At 69.7% G+C, this 15,536-nt stretch carries 16 protein-coding genes; 11 read left to right on the plus strand and 5 right to left on the minus strand.

Annotated elements, in window-relative coordinates; all coding sequences use genetic code 11:
* Positions 1-32: 32 nt before the first annotated feature.
* Complete coding sequence (tkt, locus tag ACQF4J_RS34310) at positions 33-2,120, minus strand: transketolase (RefSeq protein ID WP_351798538.1); 2,088 nt, start codon at positions 2,118-2,120, stop codon at positions 33-35.
* Positions 2,121-2,476: 356 nt separating this feature from the next.
* On the opposite strand from tkt, the gene ACQF4J_RS34315 reads away from it, so the two are divergent.
* The 3 genes from ACQF4J_RS34315 to ACQF4J_RS34325 all read left to right on the plus strand — a co-directional run bounded on the left by ACQF4J_RS34315 (position 2,477) and on the right by ACQF4J_RS34325 (position 5,067).
* Positions 2,477-3,430, plus strand: a complete 954-nt coding sequence (locus tag ACQF4J_RS34315) for a heme o synthase (protein WP_351561658.1) — start codon at positions 2,477-2,479, stop codon at positions 3,428-3,430.
* 92 nt (positions 3,431-3,522) lie between these two features.
* The gene (locus ACQF4J_RS34320; protein ID WP_427167575.1) at positions 3,523-3,855 is read left to right on the plus strand and encodes a hypothetical protein; all 333 of its coding nucleotides are present in this window, start codon (positions 3,523-3,525) and stop codon (positions 3,853-3,855) included.
* A gap of 105 nt (positions 3,856-3,960) precedes the next feature.
* The gene (locus ACQF4J_RS34325; protein ID WP_351584571.1) at positions 3,961-5,067 is read left to right on the plus strand and encodes an amidohydrolase family protein; all 1,107 of its coding nucleotides are present in this window, start codon (positions 3,961-3,963) and stop codon (positions 5,065-5,067) included.
* A 10-nt stretch (positions 5,068-5,077) separates the two neighbouring features.
* Here the strand turns inward: ACQF4J_RS34325 and ACQF4J_RS34330 are convergent, their stop codons facing one another.
* From ACQF4J_RS34330 to ACQF4J_RS34345, 4 genes are all read right to left on the minus strand, one after another.
* Positions 5,078-6,088, minus strand: coding sequence for a COX15/CtaA family protein (locus ACQF4J_RS34330; protein WP_351584573.1), 1,011 nt, complete (start codon positions 6,086-6,088; stop codon positions 5,078-5,080).
* A gap of 56 nt (positions 6,089-6,144) precedes the next feature.
* Positions 6,145-6,861 carry an ABC transporter permease gene (locus ACQF4J_RS34335; RefSeq protein WP_351584588.1) on the minus strand — a complete coding sequence of 239 codons (717 nt, stop codon included), beginning with the start codon at positions 6,859-6,861 and terminating at the stop codon, positions 6,145-6,147.
* 148 nt (positions 6,862-7,009) lie between these two features.
* Complete coding sequence (locus tag ACQF4J_RS34340; RefSeq protein ID WP_351584575.1) at positions 7,010-7,933, minus strand: ABC transporter ATP-binding protein; 924 nt, start codon at positions 7,931-7,933, stop codon at positions 7,010-7,012.
* 10 nt (positions 7,934-7,943) lie between these two features.
* Positions 7,944-8,795 (minus strand): aminoglycoside N(3)-acetyltransferase, encoded by an 852-nt coding sequence (locus tag ACQF4J_RS34345; RefSeq protein WP_427167576.1) that lies wholly within the window; start codon positions 8,793-8,795, stop codon positions 7,944-7,946.
* A 159-nt stretch (positions 8,796-8,954) separates the two neighbouring features.
* On the opposite strand from ACQF4J_RS34345, the gene ACQF4J_RS34350 reads away from it, so the two are divergent.
* From ACQF4J_RS34350 to ACQF4J_RS34385, 8 genes are read left to right on the plus strand one after another with little or no spacing between them, the layout of a single operon-like run.
* Complete coding sequence (locus tag ACQF4J_RS34350) at positions 8,955-9,698, plus strand: helix-turn-helix transcriptional regulator (RefSeq protein WP_351584579.1); 744 nt, start codon at positions 8,955-8,957, stop codon at positions 9,696-9,698.
* Positions 9,695-11,119 carry a Fe-S cluster assembly protein SufB gene (gene sufB, locus ACQF4J_RS34355; RefSeq protein ID WP_351584581.1) on the plus strand — a complete coding sequence of 475 codons (1,425 nt, stop codon included), beginning with the start codon at positions 9,695-9,697 and terminating at the stop codon, positions 11,117-11,119. The genes ACQF4J_RS34350 and sufB overlap by 4 nt, the downstream gene beginning before the upstream one ends.
* Positions 11,120-11,176: 57 nt before the next feature.
* Complete coding sequence (sufD, locus tag ACQF4J_RS34360; RefSeq protein WP_351584583.1) at positions 11,177-12,358, plus strand: Fe-S cluster assembly protein SufD; 1,182 nt, start codon at positions 11,177-11,179, stop codon at positions 12,356-12,358.
* Positions 12,358-12,678: a non-heme iron oxygenase ferredoxin subunit gene (locus ACQF4J_RS34365; RefSeq protein WP_058926031.1), complete on the plus strand. Its 321-nt coding sequence runs from the start codon at positions 12,358-12,360 to the stop codon at positions 12,676-12,678. The genes sufD and ACQF4J_RS34365 overlap by 1 nt, the downstream gene beginning before the upstream one ends.
* A gap of 7 nt (positions 12,679-12,685) precedes the next feature.
* On the plus strand, positions 12,686-13,450 hold the full coding sequence (sufC, locus tag ACQF4J_RS34370) for a Fe-S cluster assembly ATPase SufC (protein ID WP_351584585.1): 765 nt from the start codon (positions 12,686-12,688) through the stop codon (positions 13,448-13,450).
* Positions 13,447-14,703 (plus strand): cysteine desulfurase, encoded by a 1,257-nt coding sequence (locus ACQF4J_RS34375; RefSeq protein ID WP_427167577.1) that lies wholly within the window; start codon positions 13,447-13,449, stop codon positions 14,701-14,703. The genes sufC and ACQF4J_RS34375 overlap by 4 nt, the downstream gene beginning before the upstream one ends.
* Before the next feature lie 16 nt (positions 14,704-14,719).
* A complete protein-coding gene (gene sufU / locus ACQF4J_RS34380; protein WP_272175543.1) occupies positions 14,720-15,184 on the plus strand; it encodes a Fe-S cluster assembly sulfur transfer protein SufU in 465 nt (154 codons plus the stop codon).
* Positions 15,181-15,513, plus strand: a complete 333-nt coding sequence (locus ACQF4J_RS34385) for a metal-sulfur cluster assembly factor (RefSeq protein WP_037743875.1) — start codon at positions 15,181-15,183, stop codon at positions 15,511-15,513. Before sufU ends, ACQF4J_RS34385 begins: the two co-directional genes overlap by 4 nt.
* Positions 15,514-15,536 lie beyond the last annotated feature (23 nt).

The following is a 15,536-nucleotide window of genomic DNA, read 5'->3' on the forward strand; positions in this document are numbered from 1 at the left end:
GAATTACATCTCCTACGTGTCGTATGTGGGCGTCAGCGCTGGGCGGCGGCGAGGGATTCCCGGGCCTGGGCGGCCACGTTCTCGGCGGTGAAGCCGTACTCCTGGAAGAGCACCTTGCCGTCGGCGGAGGCACCGAAGTGCTCCAGGGAAACGATGCGGCCGGCGTCCCCCACGTACTTGTGCCAGGTCAGACCGATACCGGCCTCGACCGCGACCCGCGCCTTCACGTGCGGCGGCAGAACGCTGTCCCGGTACCCCTGGTCCTGCTCCTCGAACCACTCCACGGACGGCATGGACACGACCCGCGTCGGCACCCCGTCGGCCTGCAGCGCCTCGCGCGCCCCGACCGCGACGTGCACCTCGGAACCGGTGGCGATCAGGATGACCTGCGCCTCGCCGCCCTCGGCCTCGAACAGGACGTAACCGCCCTTGGCGGCGTCGTCGTTGGGCTCGTACGTCGGCACGCCCTGACGCGTGAGCGCCAGTCCGTGCGGAGCGCCCTTGCCGTACTCCTTGGTGTAGCGCTTGAGGATCTCGCGCCAGGCGATCGCGGTCTCGTTGGCGTCGGCCGGACGCACGACGTTGAGGCCGGGGATGGCGCGCAGGGAGGCGAGGTGCTCGACCGGCTGGTGGGTCGGGCCGTCCTCGCCGAGGCCGATGGAGTCGTGCGTCCACACGTACGTCACCGGCAGGTGCATCAGGGCCGACAGGCGTACGGCGTTGCGCATGTAGTCGGAGAACACCAGGAAGGTGCCGCCGTAGACACGGGTGTTGCCGTGCAGGGTGATGCCGTTCATCTCCGCGGCCATGGAGTGCTCGCGGATGCCGAAGTGCAGGGTGCGGCCGTAGGGGCTCGCCTCCGGCAGCGGGTTGTCCGCCGGCAGGAAGGACGACGTCTTGTCGATGGTGGTGTTGTTGGAGCCGGCCAGGTCGGCCGAGCCGCCCCACAGCTCCGGGATCACCGCGCCGAGCGCCTGCAGCACCTTGCCGGAGGCGGCACGCGTCGCGACGCCCTTGCCGGGCTCGAAGACCGGGATCCTGTCCTCCCAGCCGGCCGGCAGCTCGCCCTTGCTGATGCGGTCGAAGTCGGCGGCCCGCTCGGCGTTGTTCTCACGCCACAGCTGGAACGACTTCTCCCACTCGGCCTTCGCCTCGCGGCCCCGCTCCAGCGCCTGCCGGGTGTGCTTGATGACGTCGTCGGAGACCTCGAAGGTCTTCTCCGGGTCGAAGCCCAGGACGCGCTTGGTGGCGGCCACCTCGTCGTCGCCGAGCGCCGAGCCGTGGGCGGCCTCGGTGTTCTGCGCGTTCGGGGCGGGCCAGGCGATGATCGAGCGCATCGCGATGAAGGACGGCCGGTCCGTGACCTGCTTGGCGGCCTCGATCGCGTTGTAGATGGCGTGCGGGTCCAGGTCGCCGTCCGGCTTCGGGGCGATCCGCTGCACGTGCCAGCCGTACGCCTCGTAGCGCTTGACGGTGTCCTCGGAGACGGCCGTCTCGGTGTCGCCCTCGATCGAGATGTGGTTGTCGTCCCACAGCAGGATCAGGTTGCCGAGCCTCTGGTGGCCGGCCAGCGAGGAGGCCTCGGCGGAGATGCCCTCCTGCAGACAGCCGTCACCGGCGATGCAGTAGACGAAGTGGTCGAAGGGGGACTCGCCCTGCGGGGTCTCCGGGTCGAACAGACCGCGCTCGTAGCGGGCGGCCATCGCCATGCCCACGGCGTTGGCGACACCCTGGCCCAGCGGGCCGGTCGTCGTCTCGACGCCCTTGGTGTGGCCGTACTCAGGGTGGCCGGGGGTCTTCGAGCCCCAGGTCCGGAAGGCCTTCAGGTCGTCCAGCTCCAGGCCGAAGCCGGCCAGGTAGAGCTGCGTGTAGAGGGTCAGGGACGAATGGCCGGCGGACAGCACGAAGCGGTCGCGGGCAACCCAGTCCGGGTCGGCCGGGTCATGCCGCATCACCTTCTGGAAGAGGGTGTAGGCGGCGGGGGCCAGGCTCATCGCCGTACCCGGATGGCCGTTGCCGACCTTCTGTACGGCGTCGGCGGCCAGGACGCGGGCGGTGTCGACCGCCCGCTGGTCCAACTCGGTCCACTCGAGGTCTGTGGTGGTCGGCTTGGTGCTCACCCTGAGTCAGGGCTCCTCTCCACATGTCACGCATGTCGAATGCCGGCGCACTGGACGCCCACCGGCCGTTGTCGAGCCTACCCCTGTAAGAACGTGCATTTTTTCGAGTCATTCCAGACTGCCGGGACTGCGCGGCATCCGCCTCCCGACTGGCCTGTACGGCATTCGGCAACTGAATACGCAGCCGCTCATCTGACTGCTCAATCGAGCTTGCGTACGACCTTCTGTGGGCCCCGTCCAACACGACCCCACCCCCGCGAAGGCCGGGGTATGGGCAACGTCTACAGTGGCGTGGTACGCGCGGGCCTTTACTCGTACTTCACACGGGGAAGGCTCGCTGGGATGTCTCTGTAGGGGTGTGCGTGACGGCCGTCGAATCCCGTCCAGCGGGGGTAATCGGTGCGAGCGAGAGCCCGCGTCACCGGCCGTTCGGGGCCCGTGTCAAGGCGTTCGTGGCGCTGACCAAGCCGCGGATCATCGAGCTCCTGCTCATCACCACCGTTCCGGTGATGTTCCTCGCCCAGCAGGGTGTACCGGACCTGACGCTGGTGCTGCTCACCTGCGTGGGCGGCTACCTCTCGGCGGGCGGCGCCAACGCGCTGAACATGTACATCGACCGCGACATCGACGCGCTGATGGACCGCACCTCGCAGCGCCCGCTGGTCACCGGCATGGTGAGCCCGCGCGAGTGCCTGGCCTTCGGCATCACCCTGGCGGTCGTCTCCACGCTGCTGTTCGGTCTCACCGTCAACTGGCTGTCGGCCTGGCTGTCCCTCGGCGCGCTCCTCTTCTACGTCGTCGTCTACACGATGATCCTCAAGCGCCGTACCTCGCAGAACATCGTGTGGGGCGGCATCGCGGGCTGCATGCCCGTGCTGATCGGCTGGTCGGCCGTGACCGACTCCCTCTCCTGGGCCCCGGTCGTCCTGTTCCTGGTGATCTTCTTCTGGACGCCGCCGCACTACTGGCCGCTGTCGATGAAGGTGAAGGACGACTACGCGCGCGTGGGCGTGCCGATGCTCCCGGTCATCGCCTCCAACAAGGTCGTCGCCAAGCAGATCGTGATCTACAGCTGGGTGATGGTGGCGGTCTCCCTGCTGCTGACCCCCCTCGGCTACACCGGCTGGTTCTACACCCTGGTCGCCCTGGCGGCGGGCGGCTGGTGGCTGTGGGAGGCACACGCGCTGCAGACCCGCGCGAAGGCGGAGACGACGGGCGCCAAGCTGAAGGAGATGCGCCTGTTCCACTGGTCCATCACCTATGTGTCGCTGCTGTTCGTGGCGATCGCGGTGGACCCCTTCCTGCGCTGACGCCCCTCGACCGCCCGACGGGCGGGGTGCGTGGTCAAGGCCACGCACCCCGCCCGTCGCCGTTTGATCTACTCGTCGGTAGCATCCTGGCCATGGCAGACACGCAGCAGGTTGACGCGAAGACCGAGCGCAAGGTGGCGAGGCTCGCCAAGCGGATCAGCGCCTTCTCCAAGGCGCACGGCGGAGCCGAGGGCCAGGTGGCCAACATCGGCGAGCGCGGCGCGCGCATCGTCCTCGTCGGCGAGGACGGCGGCTGGGGCGACCTGGTGGCGCCCTCCTACGAACTCGCCGAGAAGGCCGTCCAGAAGGCCGGCATCACCGTCCACGAGGACTTCGACGGGGAGTTCGCCGCGAAGGTGCGCACCGGGCGGTACGAGTGGACGCGGATGGCGGGGATCCAGCTGGGCGGCCCGGCGAACGCCTGACCCCTTCCGGCGATTTCGCACGGGGTGTGTCCCGCCAACACCTCATGACCGGTTCACCCGTTAGGACCTGTTAAGGAGCAACGGTCCAGTAGACGGAGAGCCCGGATGATCGAAACGCCGTCCCTCGTGGACCAGTACTGCCACGGCGTACTGAGAACCGAACTGGGCCTCGGCACCTTCGAGGCCCAGCTGGCCCGCACCGAGGGCCCGCCCGCTCCGGGCACCACGCTCTTCGACACCCAGACGGGTTTCGCCGTACGGCGCTGGTGCCCGCCCCTGCTGGGCATGGAACCGCACTGCCATCCCGCCCGCTACCTCGCCCGCCGTCGTGAACTCGGCGTGCTGGAGGCGGGCCGCAGACTCCTGCGCGGCAGCGGGATCACGACCTACCTGGTCGACACGGGCCTGCCCGGCGACCTCACCGGGCCGGACGAACTGGCCTCCGCGAGCGCGGCCGAGGCCCGTGAGATCGTCCGCCTGGAACTTCTGGCCGAGCAGGTCGCCGACACCTCCGGCACCGTCGAGTCCTTCCTCGCCAACCTCGCCGAGTCGGTGCACGGCGCCGCCGCGGGCGCGGTCGCCTTCACCTCGGTCGCCGGCACCCGCCACGGCCTGGCCCTGGCACCCGAGCCGCCGGGACCGGGGGAGGTGCGGGGCGCGGCGGCCCGCTGGCTGACCGGCCGCCGGGTCGGCGGCCAGCTGACCGACCCCGTCCTGCTGCGGCACCTGCTGTGGATCGCGGTCGCCTCCGGCCTGCCGCTCCAGCTCCACGCGGGGCTCGGCGAACCGGGCCAGCGCATCGACCGCACCGACCCCGTGCTGCTCACCGACTTCGTCCGTGCCACGGCCGGCCTCGGCACCGACCTGGTCCTGCTGCACGGCTACCCCTACCACCGGCACGCCGCCCACCTCGCGGGTGCCTTCCCGCACGTCTACGCCGACTCGGGCGCCGCCCTGGTGCGCACCGGCGCGCGCGCCGCGACCGTACTCGCCGAGATCCTGGAACTGGCCCCCTTCGGCAAGATCCTCTTCTCCAGCGGGGCGCACGGCCTGCCCGAACTGCACGTGGTGGGCGCCCGGCTGTTCCGGGAGGCGCTCGGACGGGTGCTGGGCCGCTGGGTGGCCGAGGGGGCGTGGTCGCTGGCGGACGCGCAGCGGGTCGCGGGGCTGGTGGCGGCGGGGAACGCCCGGCGGGTGTACGGGCTGGAGTGAGCCGTACGGCCTACGCGCGCGTGCCGATCGTCATCTCGGCCGAGGGCCCCGGCAGGTCGGCCACGACCTCCGGCCGCTCGCGCAGCGCCAGCAGCACCCGCAGCACGCCGATCCACACCAGGCAGGAGCCGAACATGTGCAGGCCGACCAGGGCCTCGGGGAGCTTGGTGAAGTACTGGACGTAACCGATGACGCCCTGGGCGAGCAGGATCACGAAGAGCTCGCGGGTGCGGGCGAGGGGGGCGGCGGGCGCGTCGACCGCCTTGAGCACGAACCACAGGGCGAACGTCAGCGTGACCACGATCCAGGCCAGTACGGCGTGCAGCTTGCTGACCGTCTCCCAGTCCAGCGGCATCCGCTCGACCTCGCGGGAGTCACCGGCGTGCGGGCCCGCGCCGGTGACCACCGTGCCGACCGCGATGAGCAGTGTGGCGGCCAGCACCAGGAACCACACCATCTGCTGCACGGGCTTGCCGACCAGCGGCCGGGGCGTCCCGTCGCCCTCGCGGGTGCGCTGCCACATGACGGTGGCCACGGCGATCAGGGCGGAGGAGAGCAGGAAGTGCGCCGCGACCGTGTACGGGTTGAGGCCGACCAGCACCACGATGCCGCCCAGGATCGCGTTGCCCATCACGATCCAGAACTGTGCCCAGCCCAGCCGGGTCAGACTGCGCCGGTACGGCTTCTCCGAGCGCGCGGCGACGATCGCCCAGCCGACGGCCGCGCAGAGCACGTAGGTCAGCATGCGGTTGCCGAACTCGATGATGCCGTGGAAGCCCATCGCGCTGGTCGTGGTGAGCGAGTCGGCGGTGCACTTCGGCCAGGTCGGGCAGCCGAGCCCGGAACCGGTGAGGCGTACCGCGCCGCCGGTGACCACGATGACCACCGACATGACGAGCGCGGAGAGGGCCGCCCGCCGAACCGTCCGGGGTGTCGGGGTCCAGCGTGCGGCGATGAAGGCGAGCGGGTTGCGCACGGCCGCGAGGGCGTCGGCGCGGGTCACGTTTGGCACGGGCACCATCGTAGGCCGCCGCTTGTGCACGCTTTCACGAGGGTCCATGACCGCTCACTTCCCTGCTACTCCCAGCGGAAGAACTTCCCCGCCGCGGCCAGCCCCACGACCGCCCACACGGCCAGGATCCCCAGGTCGCCCCACGGCATGCCGGCGCCGTGCTGCAGCACGTCCCGCAGGCCGTCCGACAGGGCCGAGATCGGCAGCAGGCCCAGGACGTCCTGCGCTCCCTGCGGGAACTTGTCCAGCGGCACGATCACCCCGCCGCCCACGAGCAGCAGCAGGAAGACCAGGTTGGCGGCGGCCAGGGTCGCCTCGGCCTTCAGGGTGCCCGCCATGAGGAGGCCCAGCCCCGAGAAGGCCGCCGTGCCCAGGACGAGCAGAAGGGCGACCGCGAGCGGGTTCCCGTGCGGGGACCAGCCGAGGGTGACGGCGATCACCGTCAGCAGGATCACCTGCAGGACCTCCGTGACCAGCACCGACGCCGTCTTCGCCGTCATCAGGCCCCAGCGGGGGAGCGGGGAGGAGGCGAGGCGCTTGAGGACGCCGTAGCGGCGCTCGAAGCCCGTGGCGATCGCCTGGCCGGTGAAGGCCGTGGACATCACCGCCAGCGCGAGGATGCCGGGGGTGAGGAAGTCGACGGCCTCGCCCGCGCCCGTGTCCACGATGTCCACCGAGCTGAACAGGACCAGCAGCAGGGTCGGGATCACGACCGTCAGCAGCAGCTGCTCGCCGTTGCGCAGCAGCATCTTCGTCTCCAGCGCCGCCTGCGCCGCGATCATGCGGGGCAGGGGGGCCGCGCCCGGCTTCGGTGTGTAGACACCGGTGCCCACGGTCGTCACGAGCGCAGCTCCTTGCCGGTGAGTTCCAGGCTGTGTCTTCCCTGGGGACAACCCCCGGACCCCCGGCAGGTCCCTGTGCGACCCGGAATCATGCGCGCAACTCCTTGCCCGTGAGCTCCAAGAAAACGTCTTCGAGGGTGTGCCGTTCCACCGAGATCCTGTCCGGCATCACGCCGTGCTGCGCGCACCAGGACGCCACCGTCGCGAGCAGCTGCGGGTCGACCTTGCCGACGACCCGGTACGAGCCCGGCGTCAGCTCGGCGGCCGAGCAGTCCGCCGGGAGCGCCTTGAGCAGCGACCCCACGTCGAGGCCGGGGCGGCCGACGAAGCGCAGGGTGTTCTCCGCCCCGCCCCGGCACAGCTCCTCGGGGGAGCCGTGGGCGATGACCCGGCCCGCGTCGATGATCGCGACGTCGTCGGCGAGCTGCTCGGCCTCCTCCATGTAGTGCGTGGTGAGGATCACCGAGACGCCGTCGGCGCGCAGGTCGCGGACCAGGTCCCAGGTGGCGTGCCGGGCCTGCGGGTCGAGGCCGGCCGTGGGCTCGTCGAGGAACACCAGCTCGGGGCGGCCGACCACCGCCATCGCGAGGGCCAGGCGCTGCTGCTGGCCGCCGGAGAGGCGGCGGTAGGCCGTACGGCCGCAGGAGCCGAGGCCGAGGCGATCGATCAGGGCGTCCACGTCCAGCGGGTTCGCGTGCAGCTTCGCCACGTGCCGGAGCATCTCGTCGGCCCGCGCGCCCGAGTACACGCCTCCGGACTGGAGCATCACCCCGATGCGGGGGTGCAGTTCACGGGACTGGCGCACCGGGTCGAGGCCGAGGACGCGCACCGTGCCGGAGTCCGGTCTGCGGTATCCCTCGCAGGTCTCGACCGTCGTCGTCTTGCCCGCGCCGTTCGGACCGAGTACGGCGGTCACGCCCGCCTGGGCCACCAGGTCGAGGCCGTCCACGGCGGTTTTCGTGCCGTACCGCTTCACCAGGGCCTGAACCTGGACCACGGGCTCACTTCGCATGGGCCCGAGTCTAGGTACGGGGCGAGTGGCTCCGACGGGCGGGTGCGGGATCTGCACCCGTCGCCATCTCCTCCTCGCGTGAGCGGTGCAGCGGCAGCCACCGCTCGGCGTACGCCACCGCGTCCGCCACGGGGAACAGCCGCACGTCGGCCGCGCCCGCCTTTCCCCGTACGACCTGACGGTCCCGTTCGAAGTCGTGGCCCAGCTCGTCGAAGCGGGCCGAGGTGATCGACACCTCGATCACCGTCTCCCAGCCGCCGCCCGGCACGGGACGGCCCACGCCGACGAGCGGCGAGGGGATGCGGTACTCGGCCAGGTGGAAGCTCGTGCACGACGCGTAGCCGGCGCCCAGGAGAAGCACCCGGGCGCCCGTCTCCTCCAGCCTGGCCAGTGGGCTGTCCTCGCCCAGCCGGCAGTCCGTCGCGTGCCCGTCGACGATCCGCGCCGCGTCCGGGCCGACGGCGGCGAAGGACGTCTGGGGGTGCGCGCTGCGCAGGGCCCCCGGCCAGGTGCGCAAGGTCTCCGGGACGACGCCGACCCCGCGCGTGGGGGTGACCAGGGGGTCGTACGCGGGCATCGTGGCCCGGATCCGCGCCCACCACTCCTCGGGCACCGGCGGGCTGTTCCACAGCGCCGGGTCGGAGATGTCGCCGGTCTGGGTGGGGACGACGATCGTGCCGTCCGGGCCGACCGCGTCCAGCAGGGCCCGGACCACCGCGACGGCTCCTCCGCAGACCCAGCCGAGACTGCTCAGGGAGGAGTGCACGAGGAGGGTCTCACCGCTCTGGACGCCGAGCCGGCGCAGCTGTGCGGCCAGTGTGTCGCGCGTGACAAGTGGGCCGGTCGGAGGGGGTGTCGCCATGGTCGGGAGTCTTACCCACGGGTCCGCCGGATGCCACCTGTTTGATCGATCAAAGATCGTTTTCGCAGGTCGGATTAGGTGAGCCTAAGTGACGCAGGGCACCGTCCGGTGGCCGGACGCCGCTTGCCCGGTCCTGAGGAATTACGCAACAATGGCGTTGTGAAAAACGTCGGCGAAGCTCGGGAGACCCCCACGGGGACCCCTCAGGAGGAGCTCGCGACCGGTGAGCGCTCGACGCGCAACCGCGTCGCGCGGTCCATCCTGGACCACGGGCCGTCGACCGTCACCGAGCTGGCCGGCCGGCTGGGCCTGACCCCGGCCGCCGTACGACGGCATCTGGACGCGCTGGTCGCCGACGACGTCGTCGAGGCGCGGGAGCAGCGGGTGTACGGCACACGCACGCGCGGCCGTCCCGCCAAGGTGTTCGCGCTCACCGACTGCGGCCGCGACGCCTTCGACCAGTCGTACGACAAGCTCGCCGCGGACGCCCTGCGCTTCATCCAGGAGCGGTTCGGCGGGGACGAGGCGGTCGTCGCCTTCGCACGCGCGAGGATCGCCGAGCAGGCCGACGCCTACCGCAGGGCGATCGAGGCCGCCGCCCCCGAAGAGCGCACGGAAGCCCTGGCCAGGGCCCTGAGCGCGGACGGGTACGCTGCTACGGCGCGCAGCGCACCGGTCGGCGAGCAGCTGTGCCAGCACCACTGCCCCGTCGCCCATGTCGCGGAAAAGTTCCCGCAGCTATGCGAGGCGGAGACCGAGATCTTCTCCCAGCTGCTGGGTACCCACGTCCAGCGACTGGCGACCATCGCGCACGGCGACGGCGTCTGCACGACGTTCATCCCAAAGATTTCCGAGATCACTCACAACGCATCTGCAAGCACGGCCGGGAGGAACCCCGCATGACTCTCCCCATCGAGGAGACTGCCCACCCCGAGCTCGAGGGGCTGGGTAAGTACGAATACGGCTGGGCCGACTCCGACGAGGCCGGTGCCTCTGCCAAGCGCGGTCTGGGCGAGGACGTCGTCCGGGACATCTCCGCCAAGAAGAACGAGCCGGAGTGGATGACCAAGCTCCGTCTCAAGGGGCTGCGCCTGTTCGAGAAGAAGCCCATGCCGAACTGGGGCTCGGACCTGTCGGGCATCGACTTCGACAACATCAAGTACTTCGTGCGTTCCACGGAGAAGCAGGCGGAGTCCTGGGAGGACCTGCCCGAGGACATCAAGAACACGTACGACAAGCTCGGCATCCCCGAGGCGGAGAAGCAGCGCCTCGTCGCCGGTGTCGCCGCCCAGTACGAGTCGGAGGTCGTCTACCACCAGATCCGCGAGGACCTGGAGGAGCAGGGCGTCATCTTCCTGGACACCGACACCGCGCTCAAGGAGCACCCGGAGCTCTTCAAGGAGTACTTCGGCACGGTCATCCCGGTCGGCGACAACAAGTTCGCGTCGCTGAACACCGCGGTGTGGTCCGGCGGCTCCTTCATCTACGTCCCGCCGGGCGTCCACGTGGAGATCCCGCTCCAGGCCTACTTCCGCATCAACACGGAGAACATGGGCCAGTTCGAGCGGACCCTGATCATCGTCGACGAGGGCGCCTACGTGCACTACGTCGAGGGCTGCACCGCCCCGATCTACAAGTCGGACTCGCTGCACTCCGCGGTCGTCGAGATCATCGTCAAGAAGAACGCCCGCTGCCGCTACACGACCATCCAGAACTGGTCGAACAACGTCTACAACCTGGTCACCAAGCGCGCCGTCGCCTACGAGGGCGCCACCATGGAGTGGATCGACGGCAACATCGGCTCCAAGGTGACGATGAAGTACCCGGCCGTCTACCTGATGGGCGAGCACGCCAAGGGCGAGACCCTGTCCATCGCCTTCGCGGGCGAGGGCCAGCACCAGGACGCCGGCTCCAAGATGGTCCACATGGCGCCGAACACCTCCTCCAACATCGTCTCCAAGTCGGTGGCGCGCGGCGGCGGCCGTACCTCCTACCGCGGTCTGGTCGAGATCGGCGAGGGCGCCCACGGCTCCAAGTCGAACGTGCTGTGCGACGCGCTGCTCGTCGACACCATCTCCCGCTCCGACACGTACCCCTACGTGGACGTCCGCGAGGACGACGTGTCCATGGGCCACGAGGCGACCGTCTCCAAGGTCTCCGAGGACCAGCTCTTCTACCTGATGAGCCGCGGCCTCAGCGAGTTCGAGGCGATGGCGATGATCGTGCGCGGCTTCGTCGAGCCCATCGCGAAGGAGCTGCCCATGGAGTACGCGCTGGAACTCAACCGGCTGATCGAGCTTCAGATGGAAGGCGCGGTCGGCTGACGCCCACCGCTGTCACCATCAAGCCACTCACGTAAGAAAGCGAGCAGACCGACAGCCATGGCTGAGGTTCAGAACATCCCGGTGGGCAGCACGACCGCCGGCCAGATCGCGGTGGCCGCCGAGTCGACCGTCGCCACGCGCATGAGCGCGCCCCCCTCCTTCGACGTGGCGGACTTCCCGGTCCCGCACGGCCGCGAGGAGGAGTGGCGGTTCACCCCGCTGGAGCGCCTGCGCGGCCTGCACGACGGCACCGCCGTCGCCACCGGCGAGGGCGTGAAGGTCGCGGTCGAGGCCCCCGAGGGCGTCACCGTCGAGACCGTCGACCGCGGCGACGCCCGGATCGGCAAGGCCGGCACCCCGGTGGACCGCATCGCCGCCCAGGCGTACTCGGCGTTCGAGAAGGCCGGCGTGGTCACCGTCCCCAAGGAGACGGTGCTCACCGAGCCCATCCGCATCGCCGTGCACGGCGAGGGCGGGGTCGCCTACGGCCACCAGGTCGTCGAGCTCGGAGCCTTCGCCGAGGCCGTCGTCGTCATCGACCACACCGGTGACGCCGTGCTCGCCGCCAACGTCGACTACATCCTGGGCGACGGCGCCAAGCTGACCGTCGTCTCCGTCCAGGACTGGGACGACAAGGCCGTCCACGTCGGCCAGCACAACGCGCTGATCGGCCGCGACGCCACCTTCAAGTCCTTCGTGGTCACCTTCGGCGGCGACCTCGTACGCCTGCACCCGCGCGTCGCCTACGCGGGCCCCGGCGGCGAGGCCGAACTGTTCGGCCTCTACTTCACCGACGCCGGCCAGCACCAGGAGCACCGCCTCCTCGTCGACCACAACACCCCGCACTGCAAGTCGAACGTCGCCTACAAGGGCGCGCTCCAGGGCGAGGGCGCCCACGCGGTGTGGATCGGCGATGTGCTCATCGAGGCCAAGGCCGAGGGCACGGACACGTACGAGATGAACCGCAACCTGGTGCTGACCGACGGCGCCCGCGTCGACTCGGTGCCGAACCTCGAGATCGAGACCGGCGAGATCGTCGGCGCCGGCCACGCCTCCGCCACCGGCCGCTTCGACGACGAGCAGCTCTTCTACCTGATGGCCCGCGGCATCCCCGCCGACGAGGCCCGTCGCCTGGTGGTCCGCGGCTTCTTCGCCGAGCTGGTCCAGCAGATCGGCGTCGACGACATCCAGGCGCGACTGCTGGAGAAGATCGACGAGGAGCTGGAGGCGTCGGTCTGATGTCAGCGTTCGTACGCGCCTGTGGGCTGAGCGAGCTGGAGGAGGACACCCCGAAGCGGGTGGAACTCGACGGCACGCCGGTCTCGGTCGTCAAGACCGAGGGCGAGGTGTTCGCGATCCACGACATCTGCTCGCACGCGAACGTCTCCCTCTCCGAGGGCGAGGTGGAGGACTGCCAGATCGAGTGCTGGCTGCACGGCTCCAGCTTCGACCTCCGTACCGGCAAGCCGTCCGGCCTCCCCGCGACGCGCCCCGTCCCCGTATACCCCGTAAAGATCGAAGGGGACGACGTTCTCGTCTCCCTCAACCAGGAGTCCTGAGGCACCCATGGCAACGCTTGAAATCCGAGACCTGCGCGTCACCGTCGAGGCCGACAACGCCACGAAGGAGATCCTCAAGGGCGTCGACCTGACCGTGAAGCAGGGCGAGACGCACGCCATCATGGGCCCCAACGGCTCCGGCAAGTCGACCCTCGCCTACTCCCTCGCGGGCCACCCGAAGTACACGATCACCGGCGGCACCGTCACCCTCGACGGCGAGGACGTCCTGGAGATGTCCGTCGACGAGCGCGCCCGGGCCGGCCTGTTCCTGGCGATGCAGTACCCGGTCGAGGTCCCCGGCGTCTCGGTCTCCAACTTCCTGCGCACCTCCGCCACCGCGATCCGCGGCGAGGCCCCCAAGCTGCGCACCTGGGTGAAGGAGGTCAAGGAGGCCATGGAGCGCCTGCACATGGACTCCTCCTTCGCCGAGCGCAACGTCAACGAGGGCTTCTCCGGCGGTGAGAAGAAGCGCCACGAGATCCTCCAGCTCGAACTGCTCAAGCCGAAGATCGCGATCCTCGACGAGACGGACTCCGGCCTGGACGTCGACGCGCTCCGGGTCGTCTCCGAGGGCGTCAACCGCGTCCGCGAGTCCGGCGAGGTCGGCACCCTGCTGATCACGCACTACACGCGCATCCTGCGCTACATCAAGCCCGACTTCGTCCACGTCTTCTCCGGCGGTCGCATCGTCGAGTCCGGCGGCGCCGAGCTCGCCGACAAGCTGGAGAACGAGGGCTACGAGGTTTACACGAAGGGTGGCGTATCCGCGTGACACAGCTGCCGGGCCTCCTCGACACCGAGGCGATCCGCAAGGACTTCCCCATCCTGGACCGTCAGGTCCACGACGGGCAGAAGCTCGTGTACCTGGACAACGCGGCGACCTCGCAGAAGCCGCGCCAGGTGCTGGACGCCCTCTCCGAGTACTACGAGCGCTACAACGCCAACGTCCACCGCGGTGTGCATGTGCTCGCCGAGGAGGCCACGGCGTTGTACGAGGGCGCGCGCGACAAGGTCGCCGCGTTCATCAACGCGCCGAGCCGCGACGAGGTGATCTTCACCAAGAACGCCTCCGAGTCGCTCAACCTCGTGGCGAACATGCTGGGCTGGGCCGACGAGCCCTACCGCGTGGACCACGAGACCGAGATCGTCATCACGGAGATGGAGCACCACTCCAACATCGTGCCGTGGCAGCTGCTCGCGCAGCGCACGGGCGCGAAGCTGAAGTGGTTCGGCCTGACCGACGACGGCCGCCTCGACCTGTCCAACATCGACGAGATCATCACCGAGAAGACGAAGATCGTCTCCTTCGTGCTGGTGTCGAACATCCTGGGCACGGTCAACCCGGTCGAGACGATCATCCGGCGTGCGCAGGAGGTCGGTGCCCTCGTCTGCATCGACGCCTCGCAGGCCGCCCCGCACATGCCGGTCGACGTGCAGGCCCTGCAGGCCGACTTCGTGGCCTTCACCGGCCACAAGATGTGCGGCCCGACCGGCATCGGCGTGCTCTGGGGCCGCCAGGAGCTGCTGGAGGACCTGCCTCCGTTCCTGGGCGGCGGCGAGATGATCGAGACGGTGTCGATGCACTCCTCGACCTACGCCCCGGCGCCGCACAAGTTCGAGGCGGGCACCCCGCCGATCGCGCAGGCCGTGGGCCTGGGCGCGGCGATCGACTACCTCGACGCGATCGGCATGGACAAGATCCTCGCCCATGAGCACGCGCTGACCGAGTACGCCGTCAAGCGGCTGGCGGAGGTCCCCGACCTCAGGATCATCGGCCCGACCACGGCCGAGGACCGGGGCGCGGCGATCTCCTTCACGCTCGGCGACATCCACCCGCACGACGTGGGTCAGGTACTGGACGAGCAGGGCATCGCGGTCCGCGTGGGACACCACTGCGCCCGCCCCGTCTGCCTCCGGTACGGAATTCCCGCGACCACGCGAGCGTCGTTCTATCTGTACTCCACGCCGGCCGAGATCGACGCACTGGTCGAGGGGCTGGAGCACGTACTGAACTTCTTCGGCTGATGGGACGAGCGATCGCATGAAGCTGGACTCGATGTACCAGGAAGTCATCCTGGACCACTACAAGCACCCGCACGGGCGTGGTCTGAGGGACGGCGACGCCGAGGTGCACCACGTGAACCCGACGTGCGGCGACGAGATCACCCTTCGCGTGAAGTACGACGGCGAGCGGATCGAGGACGTCTCGTACGAGGGCCAGGGCTGTTCGATCAGCCAGGCCTCCGCCTCGGTGCTGAACGAACTGCTGGTCGGCAAGGACCTGACGGACGCGCAGAAGATCCAGGAGACCTTCCTGGAGCTGATGCAGTCCAAGGGCCGGATCGAGCCGGACGACGCGATGGAGGAGGTGCTGGAGGACGCGGTCGCGTTCGCCGGCGTCTCCAAGTACCCGGCGCGGGTCAAGTGCGCCCTCCTCAGCTGGATGGCGTGGAAGGACGCGACGGCCCAGGCGCTGGGCGCCGACGCCGAAAGGAAGACGGCATGAGCGAGACCGTTGAGATGAAGCCGGCCTCGGAGGAGGAACTCCGCGAGGCGCTGTACGACGTCGTCGACCCCGAGCTGGGCATCGACGTCGTCAATCTCGGCCTGATCTACGGCATCCACATCGACGACGCGAACATCGCGACGATCGACATGACCCTGACGTCGGCGGCCTGCCCGCTGACGGACGTCATCGAGGACCAGGCCAAGTCCGCCACGGACGGCCTCGTCAACGAGCTGCGCATCAACTGGGTCTGGATGCCGCCGTGGGGCCCGGACAAGATCACGGACGACGGGCGGGAGCAGTTGCGGGCGCTCGGCTTCAACGTCTGAGACCTCCCCCGGACAGCAAGCGG

The sequence above is a fragment of the Streptomyces sp. C1-1 genome, assembly GCF_050214755.1.
Lineage (GTDB): Bacteria > Actinomycetota > Actinomycetes > Streptomycetales > Streptomycetaceae > Streptomyces.

Bases quoted from the DNA above. Each gene is read 5' to 3' on its own strand.
- ACQF4J_RS34320 (WP_427167575.1), top strand. From the start codon at position 3,523: ATGGCAGACACGCAGCAGGTTGACGCGAAGACCGAGCGCAAGGTGGCG.
- ACQF4J_RS34325 (WP_351584571.1), top strand. From the start codon at position 3,961: ATGATCGAAACGCCGTCCCTCGTGGACCAGTACTGCCACGGCGTACTG.
- ACQF4J_RS34330 (WP_351584573.1), bottom strand. From the start codon at position 6,088: ATGGTGCCCGTGCCAAACGTGACCCGCGCCGACGCCCTCGCGGCCGTG.
- ACQF4J_RS34335 (WP_351584588.1), bottom strand. From the start codon at position 6,861: ATGATCGCGGCGCAGGCGGCGCTGGAGACGAAGATGCTGCTGCGCAAC.
- ACQF4J_RS34340 (WP_351584575.1), bottom strand. From the start codon at position 7,933: ATGCGAAGTGAGCCCGTGGTCCAGGTTCAGGCCCTGGTGAAGCGGTAC.
- ACQF4J_RS34345 (WP_427167576.1), bottom strand. From the start codon at position 8,795: ATGGCGACACCCCCTCCGACCGGCCCACTTGTCACGCGCGACACACTG.
- sufB (WP_351584581.1), top strand. From the start codon at position 9,695: ATGACTCTCCCCATCGAGGAGACTGCCCACCCCGAGCTCGAGGGGCTG.
- sufD (WP_351584583.1), top strand. From the start codon at position 11,177: ATGGCTGAGGTTCAGAACATCCCGGTGGGCAGCACGACCGCCGGCCAG.
- ACQF4J_RS34365 (WP_058926031.1), top strand. From the start codon at position 12,358: ATGTCAGCGTTCGTACGCGCCTGTGGGCTGAGCGAGCTGGAGGAGGAC.
- sufC (WP_351584585.1), top strand. From the start codon at position 12,686: ATGGCAACGCTTGAAATCCGAGACCTGCGCGTCACCGTCGAGGCCGAC.
- sufU (WP_272175543.1), top strand. From the start codon at position 14,720: ATGAAGCTGGACTCGATGTACCAGGAAGTCATCCTGGACCACTACAAG.
- ACQF4J_RS34385 (WP_037743875.1), top strand. From the start codon at position 15,181: ATGAGCGAGACCGTTGAGATGAAGCCGGCCTCGGAGGAGGAACTCCGC.